The following is a 21,953-nucleotide window of genomic DNA, read 5'->3' as shown; positions in this document are numbered from 1 at the left end:
TTTCTCTAAACAAAATTATTATTCTTATTGCAAATTAACTCATTTGGTGTAAAAAAATCTTCAAAAATTAATATTTATTAAAAAATCCCTACTTTTGCATAAATTTTTAAACAGAAATTGCTAAACAAAAACCGATTAACGCCCCTAATCTTATGAAATCTCTCAAAGTATTACCTTTAAGTTTAATACTATTTTTTGTTTTTATTTTATCATCTAAATTTTACGCCCAAAACATTTGTACATTTTACACTGAAAATCCTGGAACTTCCATTTCTAATTCGTACACTGTTACCCCATATGAAACAGTAATAAATGTCCCAGAGTCTTTTATCATAACCGATGTTAATGTCATAATTAATATTTCACATAATCGTAACCAAGATTTAGACATCTATTTAATATCGCCTTCGGGCACTGTTGTAGAATTATCAACAGATAATGGTGGAAATGGAAATAATTACAATAATGTTACTTTTGATGATGCATCTTTAAATACCTTACCCACTTTTAATACAACATTATCGGGAACTTACCGACCAGAAGGATCTTTAGCAAGTTTTAACGGCGAAAATTCTAATGGAAATTGGGTTGTAAGCGTTAGTGATGACAGGAATGGAACAGGAGGAACAATAAACAGTGTAACAATTAACTTATGTTATGCTATACCATCACCTCCTATTGGAGGTTACACCGGCCCAGGTGGTGTTGGTAGTAATGATGGTAATTCCGACTTAGTTATCTGGTACAGACCAGACAATGGCATTTCAACTTCTGGAACTTCCGTTAATAGTTGGTCAAATTCTGCTGGTATTCCCGCTTTAGACATAAGTGAAACTGGAACACAACGCCCCAGCTTAGATGCAAATGCAATAAATGGTTATGATGAAGTTGATTTTAACGGATTTAACCGATTAAGAACAGGTCTCAATTTAAATACCTCTAATTTTATAACAGACAAGGCCTCTTCTTTTCTTGTATCAAAAGCAGATAATACCTGGCAATCATCATCTGTTTACACTACAGATCCTTTAGAGGTAAACCGATTTTCAAATCATGTCCCATGGAGTGGCTCGGTATATTACGACATTGGAAGTTGTTGTACCAACAATGCCAGAATTGAAGTTGGAGGTTTAACGGGCTTAAATAACTACTCCATTTGGTCTTATTTAGCAGACGCAGCAACAGGGAAGCAATTATATCGCAATCAAACTCTTCTACAAGATCGCGCAAACACCTTAACATATAATTCTCATGCAACACATCGATTTAATATTGGAGGAAATACTACAGGTACAAACGGATTTTATGGTTCTATTACCGAGTTGGTTATATATAAAACAAAAGTAAATACTGCGCAACGTATTATAATTGATAATTACTTAGCAGCAAAATACAACCAAACGCTTGCCTTTAACGATATTTATGATCAAGATAATGCTGGAAATGGCAATTTCGACCATCATGTTGCAGGTATAGGTCAAGCTAGTGATGGTACTAATCATACCGATTCTCAGGGTACAGGTATTGTTAGAATTAATAATCCTTCCATGATAAACAACAACACCTTTTTATTTTGGGGGGAAGAAACAAGAAACCCAACGTATAACTTTACAACAAATACAACTAATTACACCGAGCAATTAAACTCTAGATGGCGCGTAAGCAGACAAGGTAACTTAGGCACAGTAACCGTATCTTTTGATATAAGTAGTTTAGATTTATCTGGTAAACCTAGTTGTGCTCCTTTGCAATTGGTTGAAGATAATAACTACGATTTTTCTTCGCCCATAAATGTTTATAATTTAACCATTGTTGGTAATACAGCTACCGCTACTGGTGTCGAATTTCAAAATAATCGATATTTCACCTTACGTTATGCTAAAGAAATTGTTTGGGATGGTACGACTTATTTTAACGGTTCTGGACTTAACAACGCTCCTAATACAGCCGATGCATGTTATAAATTAATCATTAAAGCAGGAGCTACAGCAACTTTAAACACTGATGCTTACGTAAATGAAATTGAAGTTGAGCCAGGTGCCACTTTATATGTTTCAGATGGCGTATTAATTAGGGTAGATAATGAAGTCGTTATTAACGGAACAATAGATTTATTAGGTGAAGCACAACTTATTCAAAACCACACAGGAACTAATTTAAATAGTGGAAGCGGAAGTTTAAAAATAAGACAACAAGGTACTTCTAATTTCTACAATTACAACTATTTAAGCGCACCTGTTAACCGAGGTGGATTCTGGCAAGTTGGATATTTAAAAGATGCTGCAGGAACAACTATAAACTTTACGAGTGCTTTAAATGCCAACCCAAACACATCGCCTATTACACTTAGTAATCGATGGTTATACAAATTTAAAGGTCCTAGTAATGATTACTTTTCTTGGAAAAAAATATCTACCAGCAGTAATTTAGAACCTGGCATAGGCTTTACAATAAAGGGATCGGGAAGCACTACGGCAAATCAAGAGTATATTTTTGAAGGTTTACCAAATAATGGTGACTATAATATTCCTGTAACAGCTGGCACCGATATTTTAACAGGAAACCCATACCCGTCTGCATTAGATGCCGATCAATTTATTATTGACAATGCATCTATAATTGATGGTACACTTTATTTTTGGGAATCGTTCGATAGTAATAACAGTCATTATCTAAGCAACTACGAAGGCGGATATGCTACTTATAACCTTATGGGAGTGAGTTTACCGGCTGTTGCAGATACTTCTGGTTTAACAAGTGGAAACGGAACTGCTTCTAAACCTGCACCAACACAATATATAAATATTGGTCAAGGTTTTTTCACCACGATAATTAGCACAGGTAATTTAACATTTAATAATGGGCAGCGACAATTTGCTAGAGAATCTTTAGGTGAAACCGTTTTTTATAAATCGGTTAATAAAAAAGGAAGTTCCTCGAATAAGATAGATAACCGATCAAAAGTTTGGTTCTCATTTACCGCGCCAGCAGGTATAACAAAAACGATTGGCTTGGGATATGATAAAGACCATGCAACCTATAATTACGACAAAGGTTATGATGCCAAGTCTTACGATGCTTTAAGAAATGATATTTACTGGTTTTCTAACAACGAACCTTTAGCGATTCTTGCCTTACCTGAAATAAATACCGAAGATAGTTTACCCTTGCGTATTAAAGTAAGTGATGCTGGTATATATAAATTTAATATAAGTAAAATAGAAAATATACCAGATTACTTAAATATTTTTCTACACCATAAAACCGAAAATAAATATTACAATTTAAAAAATGGAGAGGCCACACTGCTTTTAAAGAAAGGTACCATTAATGATTATTCTATTGTTTTTAAAGAAGATAATACTTTAGGAACCAAAACTATTAAAGAAACCCAATTTATAACTACATACAATCCTGAGACTAAAATATTAAAAGTGATTAGTAAAAACGAAGAAGCCTTTTCTAGTTTTGAAATTTTTAATGGTCTAGGACAATCGGTAATAAAAATTAAAAACCCAGATTCTAACAACATTAATTTGGCAACTATTTCAAATGGAATTTATATCCTTAAAATCACTACTACAGATTCTGTAATATCTAGGAACATCAAATTTATAAAGGACTAAATTTTTAATTTTAAAATAAACAAAAGAGACTTGTAGTATACAAGTCTCTTTTGTTTGTAATCTATGGTAATTTTTAAAATCTATTATCGCCATCGAGAATATTTCCGAGGCCTCCTAAAATACTGCCTTCGCCTCTTTGTTTGCCTCCTGCTTGTGGTGCCGATGCAATTATTCTTCCAGCCAACCTACTAAATGGTAAAGATTGAATATATACAATACCAGGCCCTTGAAGTTTGGCATAGAACAAACCTTCGCCTCCAAAAATGGTGTTTTTTATACCTCCAATAAATTCGATATCGTAATCTATATCTTGGGTAAAACCAACAATACAACCTGTATCTACTCTTAAAATTTCACCCGGTTGCAATACTTTTCTAGCCATGGTACCGCCAGCATGAACAAAGGCCATACCATCGCCTTCTAATTTTTGCATGATAAACCCTTCGCCTCCAAATAAGCCACGCCCCAAGCGTTTGCTAAACTCGATACCCACACTTACACCTTTGGCTGCGCATAAAAAAGCATCTTTCTGGCAAATAAATTTACCGCGATATTCTGTTAAATCTATGGGAACAATTTTTCCTGGGTAAGGCGATGCAAAAGACACTTTTCGTTTGCCTACTAAATTATTATAAAAGGCTGTCATAAATAAACTTTCGCCAGTAAGGATGCGTTTTCCTGCACCCAAGATGGAACCTAAAAAACCCTCGTTTTTAGTGGAACCATCTCCAAAAATAGTTTCCATTTTTATACCGTCGTCCATCATCATGAAACTACCGGCTTCTGCTACAACGCCTTCTTGTGGGTCGAGTTCTATTTCGACATATTGCATTTCTTCTCCATAAATTGTATAATCGATTTCGTGTGCTGTCATTTTTCTTTTTTTTATTGATTGATACTTATATGTAGAATGATGATTTAATTTGTTACAAACATTTTTAACTTTTTACTTTAATACTCCACTCGAAATTAAAGGTAGATACTTCGATGCCTTCTTCGTTTACTCCAACCGATTTCATCCATAGAGTTTGCCCCTCGCCTGTTTCTATAGCTTTTTTTAAAGCCTGGTCTATTAAAGGGCCGTCGTTACATGTAAACGTTATACGACCGGTGGCTTTTTTAGTAAACGTTGCTGTATTTGAGGTGACTAACATAGAAATGCGTTTACCAGATTCTTGAATTTTACCTATCATTAAGGCACCCGTTGAAAACTCGGCAGCCATACCTTGTACTGCCCAAAACATAGATTTAAAGGGGTTGGTATTAATCCATTTATATTTTACAGTTACTATGCATTTGCCAGCATCTATATGTCTTGTGCGCACACCGCATATAAATGCTGCGGGTAGTTTATACATTGTAAAAGCGTTTAACTTTCTGGGAGTTAGATTCATAAAATCTTATTTATTTTTTTTAAAGTTATGAAATATATTGAAACCTATATATGTTAAATTTATGTTAAATTATGGTACTATGTTTTACATAATACCTGTTTTAAGATATATATTTGCATAGGATATTATTATATACTTTTAAAATCATGATAGACAACCACCAAAAAAACATCGCAACTTTTATTCATTTATCGACCTTTAGCAGGTTTGTAATTCCGTTAGGAAATTTTATTGCCCCTATTGTTTTATGGATAATAAATAAAGATAAATCGGAATTTATTGACAAACATGGTAAACAGGCTATAAACTTTCAAATGAGTGTGTTTTTATATGCCTTAATTATTGGAACCTTAAGTGTACCCTTTTTTATTTTTAATATTTTTAATGGTTTCGATTTTTTTGACTTTAATGGTTTTGGCAACTTTAACATAAGTATTGGTAAACCGTCTGCACTACTTTATATTGGTGGTGGTTTGGGTGTTTTAGCGGTTATTGGATTTATAATTGAACTTATTTTAATTATTGTTGCCAGTTTAAAAGCTCGTGATGGTGAGCCTTATAACTATCCGTTTACTATTAATTTTTTAAAATAACATGACTTTAGTGAGACTGCCCATAGTTAGCACATGGCACCGCGTTAGGGATTGCAGTGAAAAGCCCACAGCGAGGTACGAGCGCGGACTTGTAACGTAAAGCCCGACCCTTGTGGTAACGCCCAAAAAAATAAATTTCATCAATCAATCAATCAATCAATCAAAAAACGAACAGTTTAAAATTTAAAAAGCCTTATGAAAATTGAAAACACAAAAGCTCAGATGCGTAAAGGTGTTTTGGAATACTGCATTTTATCGGTGTTGAAAGACGACGATGCCTATGTAGCCGAAATTCTAGACACCCTGAAGAACGCAAAATTGCTTGTGGTAGAAGGCACCATTTACCCGCTACTAACAAGACTAAAAAACGCCGGACTCTTAAATTACAGATGGGAAGAGTCGACATCGGGACCGCCAAGAAAATATTACGGTTTAACCGAAACAGGAAAATTATTTTTAACAGAATTAGACAGCACTTGGAACGAATTACAAGACGCTGTAAACATAGTAACCAACCCAAAAACCAGAAACAATGAATAAAACAGTCAATATAAATTTAGCAGGTACATCTTTCACATTGATGAGGATGCTTACTTAAAATTACAACGCTATCTTGAGGCTATAAAACATTCATTTACAGACTCTCAAGGTCGTTCTGAGATTATTGCAGATATTGAAGCTCGTATTGCTGAACTTTTTAGCGAACGCCTTAAAAATGAAAGACAAGTAATTGGTAATAAAGAGGTTGACGAGGTTATTTCTATAATGGGACAACCGGAAGATTACTTAGTTGATGACGAAATTTTTGAAGACGAACCTAAAAGCAATTACCAAAGAAAATCGGAAACTACTAAAAAACTGTTTAGAGACACCGAGAACTCTTATATAGGTGGGGTTTCGTCTGGTTTAGCGCATTACTTTGGTGTTGAAGTAATTTGGATTCGGTTACTTTGGGTGATATTAATATTTGGATTTGGAACCGGCTTTTTACTTTATATTTTACTTTGGATTTTAGTGCCTGAAGCCAAAACCACAGCCGAAAAAATTATGATGACTGGCGAACCCGTGAACATAAGTAATATTGAAAAGAAAATTAAAGATGGCTTCGATTCGGTTTCGGGTACGGTGAGTGATGTGGCTAAAAATGTAGGCGATTCGCTTTCTGGCGCTGCCAAAAATGTATCGAACGCGGCTAAGAATGTCGATTTAAAAAAACCAACGAACTCGATTAAATCGTCGTCCAAAACTTTTTTTGACACAATTGCAGATATTATTATGTTTTTTGTAAAAATATTTGCAAAATTTATTGGACTTATATTGGTTTTTGTAGGTGCCTGCACACTTATTGCACTTATTATAGGTCTGTTTTCTTTAGGTGTGTCGGATATTGTACATATTCCAGGATTAGATCTTGTAGATATTGTAAATGCCGGTAGTACGCCGGTTTGGCTGATATCTTTACTAGTGCTTTTTGCTGTTGGAATTCCGTTTTTCTTCTTATTTTATTTGGGTTTAAAAATATTAATTAACAATTTAAAATCGATTGGAAAAATTGCAAAACTTACATTAACAGGCATTTGGTTTATTTCGGTTATTGGGTTAATAGTTATTGGTATTAGACAAGCCAGCGAACACGCCTTTAACGAGCCTGTAATTGAAAAACATGTGTTAAATATTAAGGCAAACGATACCTTGACCATTAAAATGGCAGATAATAACTTTTTTAGAGAATCTTTTTCTCGAAGCAACTCGTTTAAGGTTGTTACAAACGCCAATGGAGAAAAAGTAATTATAAGAAGAGATGTTAGAATTGTTGTAAATAATACAACCGATTCGTTAGCTTTTTTAAAAATTGAAAAAAGTGCCGATGGAAAAGATTATGATACCGCCATACATCGTGCTAAAAACATAAGTTACAACTATACTTTTAGCGACAACGAGCTTTTACTGGATACTTACCTATCTACAAACACCGAGCATAAGTTTAGCGACCAGCAAGTGATTGTTTTTATTAATTTACCTATTGGAAGTGTGGTTAAATTTAAAGACAATACCCAGAATTTCTTATATTCTTATCGTGGTGACGGACTTATAATTTCAAAAAACCAAGTGAATCATTTTATTAATATTGGTGAGGATGGTATTATTTGTAATGATTGTGAAGCGGATGACGATGAAAAGGAATCATTTGAATTAAACATAAACACGCCAAAAATTAAAATTAATGAAGATGGTATTGAAATTAATTCGGAAGAGAGCACTATAAAAATTGATGAAAATGGTATTAAAGCAACTTCTGAAGATGTTAATGTAAATATAGGCTCTAAGGGTATTAATATAGATTCTGAACCCAACCTGTTTCATGTTGCCCGTTTCGATAAAGACCCGGAAGTACGAAAATTGGCGGTAAGCAAAATGACCTCTGAACCTAATTTGTTTCATGTGGCCAGTCATTATAAAGACCCTGAGGTTAGAAAGCTGGCTGTTACTAAAATGACCTCGAAAACCAACCTGAGTCATGTTTCTAAATTCGACAAAGATTCGGAGGTACGTAAACTAGCTATAAAACGTTTAGCAGAGTAAAAAACCATATAAATAACAATTCGGTATCGTAAATCGACAGTTCAAACAAGAAAGTTACTAATCAAAACTCACAAAATCTGATATTTGAACTATACATATTTCATCAATCAAAAAACGAACAATCATGAGTACATTAATCAAAATTATCATCACAACCCTTTTAAGCTTTAGCTTGTTTTCTTGTAATTTCGATATTAATTTAAACTCTGGGGTACGAGGCAATGGCCAAGTAAAAACAATGGACCGCAGCTTAAACCAACCTTTTACAAGTATTAAATCAACCGAAGGTTTAGATGTTTATTTAACACAAGGCGAAAGTGCCAGCATACAGGTTGAAGCAGACGAAAACCTACACGACCTTATTGTAACAGAAGTTGTCGATGGGGTTTTAAAAATTCATACTTTAAAAAATATCGGGTCTTGTAAGGCCAAAAAAATTATGATAAGTTTTAAAGATATTGCCGAAATTAAAGCCACCAGTGGTAGCGATGTTTTTTCTACGAACACGATTACTGTTGATGATTTAGTTTTAACAACCACTAGCGGTAGCGACATGATTTTAGATGTTAATACCACCAATCTACTATGCAAATCGACAAGCGGAAGCGATTTAAACGTATCGGGAACTACTAAAAATCTGGTAGTTGAAACCACAAGCGGCAGTGATTTTAAAGGCGAAAAGCTCATAGCCCAATCTTGCAATGCCAGTGCTTCAAGTGGCTCGGATATTACGCTAAACACCCAAGAAAAACTTATTGCTAATGCATCCAGTGGTGGCGATATTAAATATTATGGAGACCCTAAAATTATAGACCAAACTAGTGGTTCGTCTGGTAGCATTAAAAAGAAATAAACATAACGGTATATATAAAACAAAAGCGGCTTTATAAATTATGAAGCCGCTTTTTAATTGCTATAAATAAATAATGCTATTTTTCATTAACCAATAAACTAAAGTCAATTTCTATCATCTCGTCTATTTTTATTAATCCAAATAACTTTTTAGGAGATTCTATATTAAAATCTTTTAAATTAATTTTTAAACCGCCATTTATGGTTAACTCATTTTCTTTAGAAATAGTAACCACAACAGTATAAGGTTTTTTTACGCCTGCAATTTCTATGTCTACCAGTGCTTCTAAATCTTTATTAAATTCTAAACCATTAACTTGTTTTAAAAACATTTTTATCTGTGGATAGCTTTCTGTTTTTAAAATTTTCTGAAAATCGTTGTTAATGGCTTTTCCGCCACAATCGAAACATTTGTTGTCTAAAATTAAAACGGTTTCTTTAAATTTTAATTGATTGTTCGACAAAAAATACAATACTGGTATTGGGTTGTTTAACTTTTCAATATTGTAAATACACTTAAAGTTATTAATATTAGTAGAACCTTTTACCATTAAACTACTTTTTGGCGAGATAACTACCGAGGTACTTTTAATGGCACGATCTGTTTTTGTAAAAGCGAATGCCAACAGTATAACTACTAAAAACACTATCTTTTTCATAACCAAATATTAAAACATTAATTATATGTTACTAAATATTTAAAACAGCCTCAAAGTATAACTTATTTTATGAGTTAAGACTCTAAGACTGTTTTATTAATTAACCACTGTTTTTTAGAAACTAATTACAGCCTCTAACATTAAACCATTAAACTTACCATCTTCTAAAACATTTCCTACTGCAAAACCATCGTATGTTTGGTTTACGTATTCTGCTTTCATCAGGATATTCTTAGTCATAAACCAACCAGCACCTATTTGAGTTCTTTTAATTTTAATATCGTCTCCACTAGCCTCTTCACCATCTACAACATTATAACGACCACCTAAGAAGAAGTTTTCAGATTTACCAAAACGGTAAACCAACTCTGAAGCAAATTGTTTTACTTTACGCTCTGGAGCACCTGTTGCATTACCTTTAGCAGTCTCGATGGTTCCAAAAAATTCTAAACCTTTGTATTTTAAGAAAGGATTAATCATAATGGCAGTAATATTATTTCTTAAATTAGGATTATAACGTCCAGATCTGAAATTATCGCTTGTTGCTGATGCTGGCTCTAACACATGGTAGTATCTAGATCCTGTTCTGTCGGCACTGTATAAGTATGAACTTGGCACATAACCGGTGTTATATAAAGATCCTGTTAATCTGAATCTAAAATCGCTTGTTAATTGTTTATCGTACCCAAGTTTAGCCAAAAATGAAGCACCTCCTGTTTTTCCGTTAGCACCTTCTACAATAGATTGATTTAGTTTACCATTAGCAATACCAACCATTCCTATAAATCCGCTTCTTTGGTAGTATAATTCGGCACCAACTTCGGTTGTAAACGCATCCATAATTAAATTACCCACAAAAGGATTGTATAAAGCTTGAGCATTATCTGTTCTTCTAAAATGCGCATCGCCATAGTTGTTTTCCATATGACCTACTTTAATAGTAGCATATTTCATGAAATCGCCTAAAAAACCTTCACTTATAAAGTCTAATTTATCAATTTGAAAGTAACCACCTTTTACATAAGGTTCTGGATGGTGACGAGATGATAAATACGTTCTTAAGTGCATTCTAACACCATCATAAAGTACAACATCTAAATCTAAATTGGCTGTTGCTAAGTTAAAGTTAGAACCTATTCCAGATAGGGCTACAGCACCTGAATTTTCATGATCTAAAGCTTGGTATTGTAAGGTAGAAGCACCACCTATTCTAACATGCACACCATTAAAAGTTGATACGCTATCTTTTGGCGCTTCGAACACATTGACACCGCGTTGGTCTGGTTGCCTGTAGTTTTGTAAATCTCTGTTGTTTTGAGCATAAAAGCTTAAACCTGTAAATACTGCAATTACTAAAATTGCACTTTTAAATATTGATTTCATAATTTCTATTTTTAATTTGGTTGTTGTTAAGTTTAATTTTATTTAAATATGGTTGTAAATTTTATAGTTAAGTCATCTCCTGTTGTTATGGTACCAAATAATGCTTTTGGAGGATCGACCTTATAATCGGTCATTTTAATTTTCTTTTCTCCCACTATGGTTACTTTACCATCTTTAATTGATAAGTTAAAATCTATAGGAATATTATTTTTAGTACCAGCTACAGTTAAATCTCCCATCGCATTTACAGCATAAACGCCTTGACCTTTGCTTGTTAAACTTTTTACCGAGGTTAATTGAAATTTTATTTTTTTGAAATCATTAGTTTTTAAGGCTTTATAAGTGTTCTTATCCATGGCGGTTTTTCCACTTTTTAAACTTTCTGCATCAACTTCGATGGCTAACGTTTCAATTTTACCCGATTCTAAATTTTCAAACTTTATTTTACCCGATTGCTTTTCTGCATCTTCATGCCAATCGTGTAAGCTTGAGGTCCCATAAATTTTTAATTGAGACTCTTGATTGTTTAAAATGAACTCTTGCGCCTGAACCGAAAAGTTTATAAATAATATAAATACGGCTAAAGTTGCTTTTTTTAAGAATATGGTTTTATACGTTCTCATTTTGTTTCTTTATTACATAACAAATTTCAGTACAAAGTATATTTGAAACTATGATTTTTGTCATACTCTAATTCCAGACAAAAAAACAGCTCACTTTTATTAAAAAAAGGACATAAAAAAAGCATGTCAATACAGATGAATCCATATTGACATGCTTTGAAAAAGCTATGCAACCTATTTTAAGTTGCTATCAAGAAAATAGTATATAGATAAGTATTACTATAAAAACAATAACCAAACCTACAATCTTAGAAAAACGCCAAGGCGTAATATCTACTTCGTTTGTAAATTCCAACTCGAAAGGAGTTTCGCGAGGTTTTAGTTTTCCTATAATAAGCATAATAATAATATTTGCTACAAAAAGAATGGCCATTACGTGCAAGTAATGTGGGAACACATTTTCGCCTTTAAAAACAAAACTATCTAGTATAAAATAAATTAAATATAGTACAGCCCCAGAAATAATAGCAATATTAGCTGCAATTGCCGGAACCCGTTTGGTTAAGTAGCCAACTACTATAATAGTTAAAATTGGAATACTATGACACCCGTTTACCTGTTGTAAATAACCAAACAATCCATCTGGAGCATTTGCTATAAACGGTGCAACAAACATAGATAGAAAAGCCAAGAACACGCCAAAACGTTTACCTGCTTTAACCGTATCTTTTTCTGAAGCATTTTTATTAAAAAATTCTTTGTAAATATCGATTCCAAAAAGTGTCACAGAACTGTTTAACGCACTATTAAACGAGCTTAAAATAGCTCCAAATAAAACGGCTGCAAAAAAACCTACCAACGATAATGGTAATACTTTGGTAACTAATTGCGGATAGGCTTCGTCTGGATTTTGTAAATTTCCTTGAAAAATATGATACGCAATAATACCTGGTAAAACAACCATTAATGGTCCTAATATTTTTATGAAAGAAGCCAATAACAAGCCTTTTTGACCTTCTTTTAAATTTTTAGCACCCAATGCTCTTTGAATAATCGCTTGATTGGTTCCCCAGTAAAATAATTGAACAAGCATCATCCCTGTAAAAATAGTTGCAAACGGAATCGATGAATCGGGAGCCCCAATAGAATCAAATTTTTCTGGGTTTGATGCCATTAAAGTAGCAATACCTTCACTAATATTACCATTTCCTATTTCCTTTAAACCAAAATATGGAATCATTAAACCACCTATTAATAGACCAATAGCATTAATAGTATCTGAAACTGCAACCGCTTTTAATCCTCCAAAAATAGCATAGATAGAACCTATAATACCAATAGCAAAAACAGAAATCCATAAGGCTTCATTTTTTGTAACACCCAATAATTCTGGAACATTAAACATAGCATTTATGGCTAAAGCACCAGAATAAAGTACAATAGGAAGTAAAACCACCACATATCCCGTAAGGAAAAGTCCGGAGGTTAAGGCTTTAGTCGTTTTGTTATAACGTTTTTGTAAGAATGATGGAATAGTAGCAATACCACCTTTTAAATAACGTGGTAATAAAAATATGGCGGTTACAACCATGGCAATAGCTGCCAGAGTTTCCCAGGCCATAACTAAAATCCCCTCTTTATATGCCGAACCATTTAGCCCCACAATTTGTTCGGTAGATAAATTAGTAAGTAATAACGAGCCTGCAATAACAACACCTGTTAAACTTCGGCCTCCTAAAAAATAGCCATCACTACTAGTTTCATCTGTAGTTCTTGTGGCGAAATACGAAATAATGGCTACAAGTAATGTAAAGCCAACAAACGACAATATTCCTATCATAATTTAATTTTTAAATAAAAAAACGGGCTATATTTCGAAATAGCCCGCTTCTTATAAGTTAATTAGACATAAAGTATCTTACTTTTTTAATAGTTTTTTAGTAGATATCATTTTTATCTGTTACACTTAAAAGGTATAATCCAGATTTTAATTTACTAATATCTAAAGAGTTATTTGAGATTCTTGAAGTTTCAAAAACTTGTTTTCCAGTAATATCGTAAATAGCCGCTTTTGTAATTTGACTATTTCCTTTAAAATATACTACATTATTTGCTGGATTTGGGTAGAATGAAAAATTAGATGCATTTAACTCTTGTCTATTTGTGCTTAAAGTAATGTTGTTGTCAAAAACAATTTGAGAAATTTCTAAATTACCATCTGCATTCGCAACATTACCAGCATTAGCTGAATTTCTTAAAGCAACTTGTAAATCTTGTGCATTTCCAGTCCATTCAGTTGGCTTTAGTGTTTGCAAATCAATATCCAACGTTTCAAAACCAGCCATACTTTGGCTAATGGTAATGGTGGCTCCATTAAATGAAGTGTAATTATCGAATGTAGATCTGAATTGAATTCTTAATTGATTATTAGTTGGTGACAAGTTTTTGTAAACGATATGCATGTAAGCATTATTAGTTGCATTTACCGAAAACGTTGAGTTTGTAACTTTACCTATAGCCCCAGCTGTAGGAGTAACTATTAAAGAACCTCCAGAAACAGATGTTGTAGCATCAACTAAATCGGACCAACCTTCTGGATCGCCATCGTTATCAAACGTGTACACGGTTTTTTCTGGTCTGTTTGGTATAAATTCAACTTTGTCAATTTCAATTGAACCATCAGAATCAACATTTACATTACCATTTGCACCACCTGGCTCTCTAAAAGCAAAATCTAAAGCATTTTGAGTACCACCAGCGGCATTATTATCCCATTCTGCGTCGCCAGATAAATCTATAACATAGGTTTTATAGTAATTGGTATTTGGAGTAATAGGTATAACTACACCTGCCGTGCCACTTCCAGTTGCAAGTTTTTCATATACAAATCTAATCTCATTTACAGAGGAATTATTTTTTAAAGTAATAGCAATAACGCCATTAGTAACTGGATTTGTAACACCTGCAGTTGCGTGTCTTAATTTAGGAGCTTGATTTGTTACAAAATCTAATGTTATACTTGTTGGATTTAGTGTTAAGGAACTTTGTACTCCTGTCCAACCACCATCGGCATTTGTAAAATCAAATGTTTGCGAAAAACCTAAAATAGGTAATACCGCTAATAAGAATAAAGTGTAAAATTTTCTCATAATGTTCTAGTTTTAAATTGGTTTATAAATTTATCGATAATTTCTTGCTTATCAAAGTGTTATCATTTAGGTTAAGTCTTAAAATATACAGACCAGGCGTTATATATTGTAAATTTAATTGTTTAAGTTCTGGTTTATAAGTCCTTACTTGTTTGCCTTGGTAATCAAATAAGGCTATATTGTTTATTTTTTCTTTAGAATTAATATTGACCACATCCATGGCTGGATTAGGAAACAGAGTAATATGGTTTTGTTTCTTGCTACGCAACGATAATGTTTTTTCCTGAACATTAAAATCGTCTAAATAATAACTTCCCGTTGCGCCACCGCACAAAACTTGAAATTTTAAGGAAGCTGTATTAGCTGGGACAGTATAATCAAAAGTCCATGGCGTATAATTTAAATTACTTAACGTAATATTTTTTCCAGGATAGGTAACATTACCTAAATTATCTTCCACACGAAGTCTAATCCGCATGGATTGATTTGTACCCGAAGCTTTAGCAAACCCAGAAAAGGTATAAGAATTACCAGATAGTGTAGCATCAACAACCTCGGTATTTTCTATAATGACACTGTTATTTGCACCAGCAGCGGTTACATTAACCTCCATAGATGTCGTATTGTTTCGACTATTTAAACTATTGGCGTTACTATAAGTTGCAGCAGAAGTTCCTTGAACTATTAATGCCCAAGAATTATTATAACCACATTCAATATCGGCATTTTCTATAATACCAGAGCTTGTACAATTACCAGAAATACCCAATAGCGCATTTTTAACATCTTCAACCCAAGTTCTGTCGGTTACTTTATAAATAGTTTTACCCGCTTCATCTCCAGCATCCCAGGCAGTAAAAGAGAAGCCTAAAGCAATGGATTTTTCGGCAAGATATCTGTGATATTCAACTCTTGAAGCTTGCTCTGGACCGCCATAAGCGCCATAGGTTTTAGTACTATAATTATAACCTCCTTCGTTATCTGCACCAAACTCACCAACTAAAACAGGTATATTATTGTTTTGTGACCAGGTTTTAACGGCTCCAAAATTCGTGTCTATTTCTGCTTTATCGGTGGCATCGCCCCAATCGTAATCGCTGTGTTGCTGACTTGCCGAAGCAGTAAATGCACGAGGCCAATAGTAATGAAATGTTGCTATTAAGTTATCATCTAAACTCAACACACTGTTACCAATTTGTAGCGGCGCTTCAAAAGAATTTTTACTACCACCTGTAATAATGATGTTTCTATCATTATTATTACTTCCGGTATTTCTAATAATATTTATAATGTCGGTATTAATTACATCCATTTCAATATCGGTAATATTAAAAAAAGGTTCATTAATGACTTCAAATACTAAATCGTAGGTATAGTCTTTAAATCTGTTAGCAATTTGTGTCCAGATCGCTCTGAATTTTTCGTTGTCGGCTGCTCTTTTAGCCGAATTCGGATACGTATATAAATCTGGCGCTTTAGACAGATTAAAAGTCTCAATGAATTCATTTTTTAACGTACTACCATGAAAATCGAGAATAACCACTAAATTTTGGTTTAAACCCCAGTTAATGACTTGTTCAACACGATCTAAATAAGCAGAACTCACTACATAATCTGCTGCTGTACCAGTGTAAGAAGCAAAAGAGCCTTCGTTTTTTGAGTATATGGAGGTGTCGCCAGATGTGCGATTTCCGAAAAAATCGATAGGAATTCGTACTGTTTTAAATCCAGCTAATGCAATATCTTGAAAATAGCTTTCAGTAAATGCAGGCGCCCAATTTCCCTCCACGGGAGCACTCATAACATTTCCCATATTAATACCGCGTCCCATTTTATTCACCATATCTTGTGGCGAAATCTGAGCTATAGCAGTATACATAACAAAGCATGCTAAACTAATAAATACAGAAAATGTTGTGTGTTTCATTTTGCTATTAATTAGTCCTCCTCGTTATCTTTTCCTTTTTTACGAGCTTTCAATTGCTCTTTTGTTAAAATATCTTTATATATTTTTTGAAAATATTTTTTATTTATTTCCTTCTTTTCGTCATTATCGGCACCCTCTTTGTTTGCTTTTCTAATTTCTTTCATGCGCTCAATATGAATATTATAAATCTTAATTTTTTGCGCATCGGTTAGACCTAAAGTTTTATTACCGTCTAAAATTTCTTTGTTTAATGTTTCTACTTTCTCTTTGGCAGATTCTTTCATTTTATCGGATTGTGCAAATCCTGAAATTACAATGCTTAAAAAAAGTATGGTTGTTATTATTAATTTTTTCATTTTATAAATTTTTAATTTTATTGTTTAGACGCCTTAATATTATCAAAACGCCATTGTACTACATTATTTGTAGCATTCATTGTTTGCTTGATGCGAATAGCTAAATAAAAATTAGCCGTTGTAGTGATATTGTGTGCTCTACGAGACCACCCTGTACGCGAAACACCCTCTGTGTCTAAAGAACTTGCAGTAATATTTTCCAAAGCATTCCATTCTGATGCTACAAAACTACCAGAACCAGTGTAGGTATCTGACCAATAAAGGGTTACTTCGGCAGTATTTTTGGCTAAACCGGTTACATAAGACACATCAAAAGACACATCGATACTACCTGTGGCTTCAAGCACAGGAGTTATAACCATATTATCTATAATACCTTCTCCATCTGAAGACGTATTATAAAAGATTTGCATTCCATTATCTGAAGTCGCAGAAACATCATTTACATCTGCATAGGTTGCAGCCTTATTATTATGTTTTGTTACGTTGCCTGCCGGGAGGTCTTGAGTTACTAAAACCGTTTGAAAACCAGCATCGTCAATATTTGTAATGGTTTCAAATGTTTCGGAATAATTAAATGGCGCACTAAAATCGTTTTCTACAATTGTAACGGTATGTTGTAAAATATTAACACCTAAATCTAAACCGCCTGTTGTTGCAGCTAAATCTAAAACAATTGTTTCATCAGATTCAATATCGGTATCATCAATAATATTAATTGGTAATGTTATTGAAGACACACCTGCTGGCACATTTACAATATATGGAGATACTGCATTACCATTAAAGGTATAATCAGATCCAATAGTGGCATCACCAGATGCTGAAACACTAATCGTGGCCGCTTCGGTAGTTGGGCTAGTAAAAGTTAAATTTAGTGTTACCGCACCATCTCCTTCGCTAAAAGAAGATGTTGCAGAGGCGAATTCTACGACAGGGTTTGGAGGAAGATCGTCGTTAGTTATAGTTACAACAGTCTCTGTTATAACACCTAAAGACAACCCTCCTGTAACACCGGCTATTGAAAAAGTCACTAATTTATCGGCTTCAAAAACAGTATTATCTACAGCTTGTATATCGAAACTAATTGAACTTGCACCAGCAGGTACAGTTAAATCGAAATTAGCAGCAGTTTGTCCTGTAATTGTATAATCGGTTCCAAAAACAGCATCACCCGTTGAGCTAATGCTAATAATACCACCATCTGTAGATTCTTGATCGAAAGGAATGGTAATGGTTGTAGCAGTAGTTGCATTTTCGTCTATGGTTTCGGTTGCTTTTTCGAAACCTACCAGAGCAATTAACGGATCGTCGTTATCTAACAAGGTTAACGTTAAAGTTGTTTTATCTCCTAGTTCTAAATTACCTGATGCGTTTGTTAAGGTAATGGTTAAAACTTTATTCGATTCAATAATTTCATCATCTACTGGTGATATCGAGAAAGAAGATACTAAATTTTGCGCACCAACTTCTATAGTAAATGAAGCCGATCCAGTACTAGTTGTATAATCTGTTCCATAAGTTGCCCCAGATATTTCTATATCAACAGTTCCGCCAGCATGATTGAAACTATCTATACCTATATTAATACCTAGTGGTAATGTGGCATTTTCAACTTCAACCAATTTATCTAAGGCAAAACTTACTTTACCTATTCCAGATGTATCGTTATCATCTTTTTGACAAGCTGTGATAACTAAAGCAGCAAAAAAAATGATTGAATAAAAAATTCTATGTCTCATATTAAAATTAGTTTATTTGGTGTTGGTTTTAATAATGTAAAGGTCATTAAAAGTCTCAATTTAAGGGTTTGATAATTGTCGGATAAAGTATAATTATTGTGAAAAACCCCTATTTTAAAAGGAAAAACAACGATTAAAATTAAAACTTCAATCGTATTAATATGAATTAAATAATTTTATTTAATTCAGTTTTTATGAGGAAACAAGCTTTGAAGACCTACAAAATTTTCTTGTAAAATAAGTTCTGGATCGCCTCCTTTAACGTGTCCAAGAATACCAAAAGGGCCTTTATAATTTAAATCTAATAACTGCTCAATCATCTCTTTTTCTAAATCACCTTTTCCAATAGAGATAATTTTTGGACCATTAGCTTTTATTCCATTTAAATTTACACACCACAAATATGGCAGGAGCATTTGTATGTCTTTTGAATACGCACCTAACTCATCATGCGCATGATGAAAATTAAAAACAACACCTAAATTTTCGTTAGGAAGTGCTTTTATTATTTTTAATTGATTTTCTGGCTTTCCAAACCAACCACCATGATTATACAGTGCTATTTTACAACCTAATGCATAAGCTCTTTTCGATAAATACGAAACCATAGCCACGGCTTGTTCTAGCGAAGCTTCTTCAGATAAATTTTCAAAATATGTGGGTTCAAAGCCAATCCAAATTTGAGTTTGCAAACCTACTTTTTTTAAATTTTCAAAAACAGCTTCACTATCTGCTTTTAGGTTATTTGGTTGGTCTTTTCTTAAATTAATATACAACCAAACAGCATCAATTTTAATATGGTTAGCCTTTGCCAGTTCCCACTCTTCTTCCATGGTTGGTATATGTTTAGGTCGGTTGCCATAAGCATAGCGGTTAAAACCCAAACGTTTTAACATTTCAATACGCTCTTTGGGTGTGCGTTCTTTTACATCGAAACCAACAATAGACCACGGAATGAGATTGTTCTTTTTAAAAAAATAGCTATCTGGTTTTTCTTCTATGTGCTTTAATTTACATGAGTAATTTAGTATTAAACATAAAGCAAATAGTAAGATTTTAAATAATTTCATTTAAATAGATGATAACCTATTGTTTAATTACCCTTTTAGTTAGAATTCTAACTCCATTTTTAATTTTAACAAAGTAAATTCCTGGCAATCCATTTAATTCCAAGCTCATGTTTGAGTTTAAAATTCGAGATTGTTGTACCAGTCTGCCCAAACTATCGAAAACCTCAACAGTTCCTGTTTTTAAATCTGGGTTTTTAATAGTGAAATTTACTTTCGAACTTGTAGGATTAGGGTAAACAACAATATCGCTTTCACTAAATTCTTTAACAGCTAAAGTTGTACCTTGATTGTAAACAACAATGAGTTGCGGCGCAGGATCGGTAGTACTATCCTTGCTAGAAACAGTCATAAAAGCACTGGCATTATTTAAAGCGAAACTCACTATTTTATCACCTTGAATTTCTAAATTCACATAGGTAGTAACATCCATATCGAAATTACCAATGGCATCGAATTGGTAGGTTCCTATTTTATCGCCAATGTCAGGCTGATTGTTCCAAGTAATGGTGTTTTCAAACCAAGAATCATTTGCTACACGATTTAAATCGACCGTACCTGTATTCGCCCCTGTATTTCTAAGACGAAGCACGGCAGACACAACATTGTCGATACTTGATAAATCAAACTTTAAAAAGGCTTGTCTTGTTCCATCGATATTGGTAGTTTCACGTAATTGCATATTACCTGTTGAACCATAATTGTCGCCAGCATTAGATCCAATTCTTACATGTGCATCGTCAACTGTTGTAAACGTTGTTGAAACTAGTGATGAAGATGAAAAATTCACATTAACAATATTTGACGCCATAGATTCTTGATACGAACGATCGGTAGCCGTTACGTAATAGCTGTAATTTTGATTAGAAACCGTATTATCGGTATAGGTATTTGTTCTTAAATCGGATGCAATGACGCTGTAAGGACCTCCGTTTTCAGAACGATACAAGGTGGAGGTATCTAAGGCAGGATTTGTTGAAGCATCCCAATTTAACACGGCCTCACCCGATTGATTTACACCGGATAAATTCGTTAAAGCATCTGGCGCTGTATTGTCTATGGTTGTATAAAAGTAGTCGTTTCTAAGGGTCATCGAACCTAGATAAACTTCATAACCAGCAGAAATAGATTTTATCCAAAGATCATCTAAAGCAACTTTTTGATGTGCTAGTATAATTTCATCTGCCGTCTCAGGTAAATCGATGTACTGAATATAATCTTTAGTACAATCAATAAATTTCTTTAAAGAATGGTCAAAATACGGCATTTTAATATTATCTAAAGGAATAAACTTAAGATGCACTTTATCTGATTTTGTTCCAGAACTTGCGGTAAAAAACTTATAACGCACAGCAAATTTATACAAGACGCCATCGATATAAATTTCAAAAAACTTTAAGGGTTTTAAATTGGTAACAGGGTCTATTCCTGTTTTTTCTCTCGCAAAATACCAATATTGACTACCGCTTGGGTTTGTTGGGCCTCTATCGGTAAAATCATCGTTTTCATAAGATACATTTTGTATTACCAAATCGTAGTCACGTGTTGTTGGATCGGGTTCAGAGTTTGCTGTGCCGTTATCAAAAATTACGTTTATGGTTGCCCACCACTTAGCACCCGCACTAATATTTTCTTGCGATGTTTTCCAATTAAATCTAAGATTATGGGTTAAATCTTTAATTTGTACCGGCATACCACAAGCAGCCACATTACCAGGATAATAGGTTCCGCTAACTTTAAAACCACCTACAGTTCCACTTGGGTAGCCATCAAAACCTGTTGTACCGGGTTCGTTGGTATAGTCTATGCTAAAAGCAGCTCCAAGCGCATCAACCTGTGACGGATCGTAGGTCATTGGTGATGGTGTCGTAGCATTAATTAGGGGATTTGTTATTCCAAAATTATGATTCGACTTAATTAAGGTATTAAAACTAGTTACTGTAGTTTGTTGTGCGTTAACAAAATGAATTGTAGTTAGTAATACAGTAATAAAAAAAGTAATCTTTTTCAAAATAATTTATTTAGTAATTGGTGAATACAAATAAACCTAATTTAAAAA

At 33.5% G+C, this 21,953-nt stretch carries 17 protein-coding genes; 5 read left to right on the top strand and 12 right to left on the bottom strand.

Annotated elements, in window-relative coordinates; genetic code table 11:
• The first annotated feature begins 152 nt into the window (after positions 1–152).
• A complete protein-coding gene (locus tag AW14_RS08800; protein ID WP_044638478.1) occupies positions 153–3,626 on the top strand; it encodes a proprotein convertase P-domain-containing protein in 3,474 nt (1,157 codons plus the stop codon).
• A gap of 73 nt (positions 3,627–3,699) precedes the next feature.
• On the opposite strand, the gene AW14_RS08795 is transcribed toward AW14_RS08800, so the two are convergent.
• Together AW14_RS08795 and AW14_RS08790 are read right to left on the bottom strand one after the other, a co-directional pair.
• Positions 3,700–4,500 carry a TIGR00266 family protein gene (locus AW14_RS08795; protein ID WP_044638477.1) on the bottom strand — a complete coding sequence of 267 codons (801 nt, stop codon included), beginning with the start codon at positions 4,498–4,500 and terminating at the stop codon, positions 3,700–3,702.
• A 64-nt stretch (positions 4,501–4,564) separates the two neighbouring features.
• On the bottom strand, positions 4,565–5,020 hold the full coding sequence (locus tag AW14_RS08790; RefSeq protein ID WP_044638476.1) for a DUF4442 domain-containing protein: 456 nt from the start codon (positions 5,018–5,020) through the stop codon (positions 4,565–4,567).
• 146 nt (positions 5,021–5,166) lie between these two features.
• Between AW14_RS08790 and AW14_RS08785 the strand changes: the two genes are divergently transcribed.
• The 4 genes from AW14_RS08785 to AW14_RS08770 all read left to right on the top strand — a co-directional run bounded on the left by AW14_RS08785 (position 5,167) and on the right by AW14_RS08770 (position 9,049).
• Positions 5,167–5,613 (top strand): DUF4870 domain-containing protein, encoded by a 447-nt coding sequence (locus AW14_RS08785; RefSeq protein WP_044638475.1) that lies wholly within the window; start codon positions 5,167–5,169, stop codon positions 5,611–5,613.
• Positions 5,614–5,808: 195 nt separating this feature from the next.
• A complete protein-coding gene (locus tag AW14_RS08780) occupies positions 5,809–6,153 on the top strand; it encodes a PadR family transcriptional regulator (protein ID WP_044638474.1) in 345 nt (114 codons plus the stop codon).
• A gap of 225 nt (positions 6,154–6,378) precedes the next feature.
• Positions 6,379–8,196, top strand: a complete 1,818-nt coding sequence (locus AW14_RS08775; protein WP_316930024.1) for a PspC domain-containing protein — start codon at positions 6,379–6,381, stop codon at positions 8,194–8,196.
• Between the two features lie 124 nt (positions 8,197–8,320).
• Positions 8,321–9,049: a head GIN domain-containing protein gene (locus AW14_RS08770; protein WP_052647464.1), complete on the top strand. Its 729-nt coding sequence runs from the start codon at positions 8,321–8,323 to the stop codon at positions 9,047–9,049.
• A 76-nt stretch (positions 9,050–9,125) separates the two neighbouring features.
• On the opposite strand, the gene AW14_RS08765 is transcribed toward AW14_RS08770, so the two are convergent.
• The 10 genes from AW14_RS08765 to AW14_RS08720 all read right to left on the bottom strand — a co-directional run bounded on the left by AW14_RS08765 (position 9,126) and on the right by AW14_RS08720 (position 21,905).
• Entirely contained in the window at positions 9,126–9,707 is a 582-nt protein-coding gene (locus AW14_RS08765; protein ID WP_044638472.1) for a YceI family protein, read from the bottom strand.
• Positions 9,708–9,821: 114 nt separating this feature from the next.
• The gene (locus AW14_RS08760) at positions 9,822–11,090 is read right to left on the bottom strand and encodes a hypothetical protein (RefSeq protein ID WP_044638471.1); all 1,269 of its coding nucleotides are present in this window, start codon (positions 11,088–11,090) and stop codon (positions 9,822–9,824) included.
• A 38-nt stretch (positions 11,091–11,128) separates the two neighbouring features.
• Positions 11,129–11,713 (bottom strand): YceI family protein, encoded by a 585-nt coding sequence (locus tag AW14_RS08755; protein WP_044638470.1) that lies wholly within the window; start codon positions 11,711–11,713, stop codon positions 11,129–11,131.
• A 190-nt stretch (positions 11,714–11,903) separates the two neighbouring features.
• A complete protein-coding gene (locus AW14_RS08750; RefSeq protein ID WP_044638469.1) occupies positions 11,904–13,493 on the bottom strand; it encodes a solute:sodium symporter family transporter in 1,590 nt (529 codons plus the stop codon).
• A 97-nt stretch (positions 13,494–13,590) separates the two neighbouring features.
• Positions 13,591–14,802, bottom strand: coding sequence for a T9SS type A sorting domain-containing protein (locus AW14_RS08745; RefSeq protein WP_044638468.1), 1,212 nt, complete (start codon positions 14,800–14,802; stop codon positions 13,591–13,593).
• A gap of 22 nt (positions 14,803–14,824) precedes the next feature.
• Complete coding sequence (locus tag AW14_RS08740; protein ID WP_084708833.1) at positions 14,825–16,729, bottom strand: cellulase family glycosylhydrolase; 1,905 nt, start codon at positions 16,727–16,729, stop codon at positions 14,825–14,827.
• 11 nt (positions 16,730–16,740) lie between these two features.
• Positions 16,741–17,085: a hypothetical protein gene (locus AW14_RS08735; RefSeq protein WP_044638466.1), complete on the bottom strand. Its 345-nt coding sequence runs from the start codon at positions 17,083–17,085 to the stop codon at positions 16,741–16,743.
• Between the two features lie 17 nt (positions 17,086–17,102).
• Positions 17,103–18,827: a Calx-beta domain-containing protein gene (locus tag AW14_RS08730; protein WP_044638465.1), complete on the bottom strand. Its 1,725-nt coding sequence runs from the start codon at positions 18,825–18,827 to the stop codon at positions 17,103–17,105.
• Positions 18,828–19,012: 185 nt separating this feature from the next.
• Entirely contained in the window at positions 19,013–19,897 is an 885-nt protein-coding gene (locus AW14_RS08725) for a sugar phosphate isomerase/epimerase family protein (RefSeq protein ID WP_052647463.1), read from the bottom strand.
• Positions 19,898–19,913: 16 nt separating this feature from the next.
• Entirely contained in the window at positions 19,914–21,905 is a 1,992-nt protein-coding gene (locus tag AW14_RS08720) for a T9SS type A sorting domain-containing protein (protein WP_044638464.1), read from the bottom strand.
• Between the last annotated feature and the right edge of the window lie 48 nt (positions 21,906–21,953).

Origin of the sequence: Siansivirga zeaxanthinifaciens CC-SAMT-1 (assembly GCF_000941055.1) — a bacterium.
In the GTDB taxonomy this organism is placed as follows: domain Bacteria; phylum Bacteroidota; class Bacteroidia; order Flavobacteriales; family Flavobacteriaceae; genus Siansivirga; species Siansivirga zeaxanthinifaciens.
Note: the sequence above shows the minus strand (reverse complement) of the source record. Positions and strands in the feature narration are given on the sequence as shown.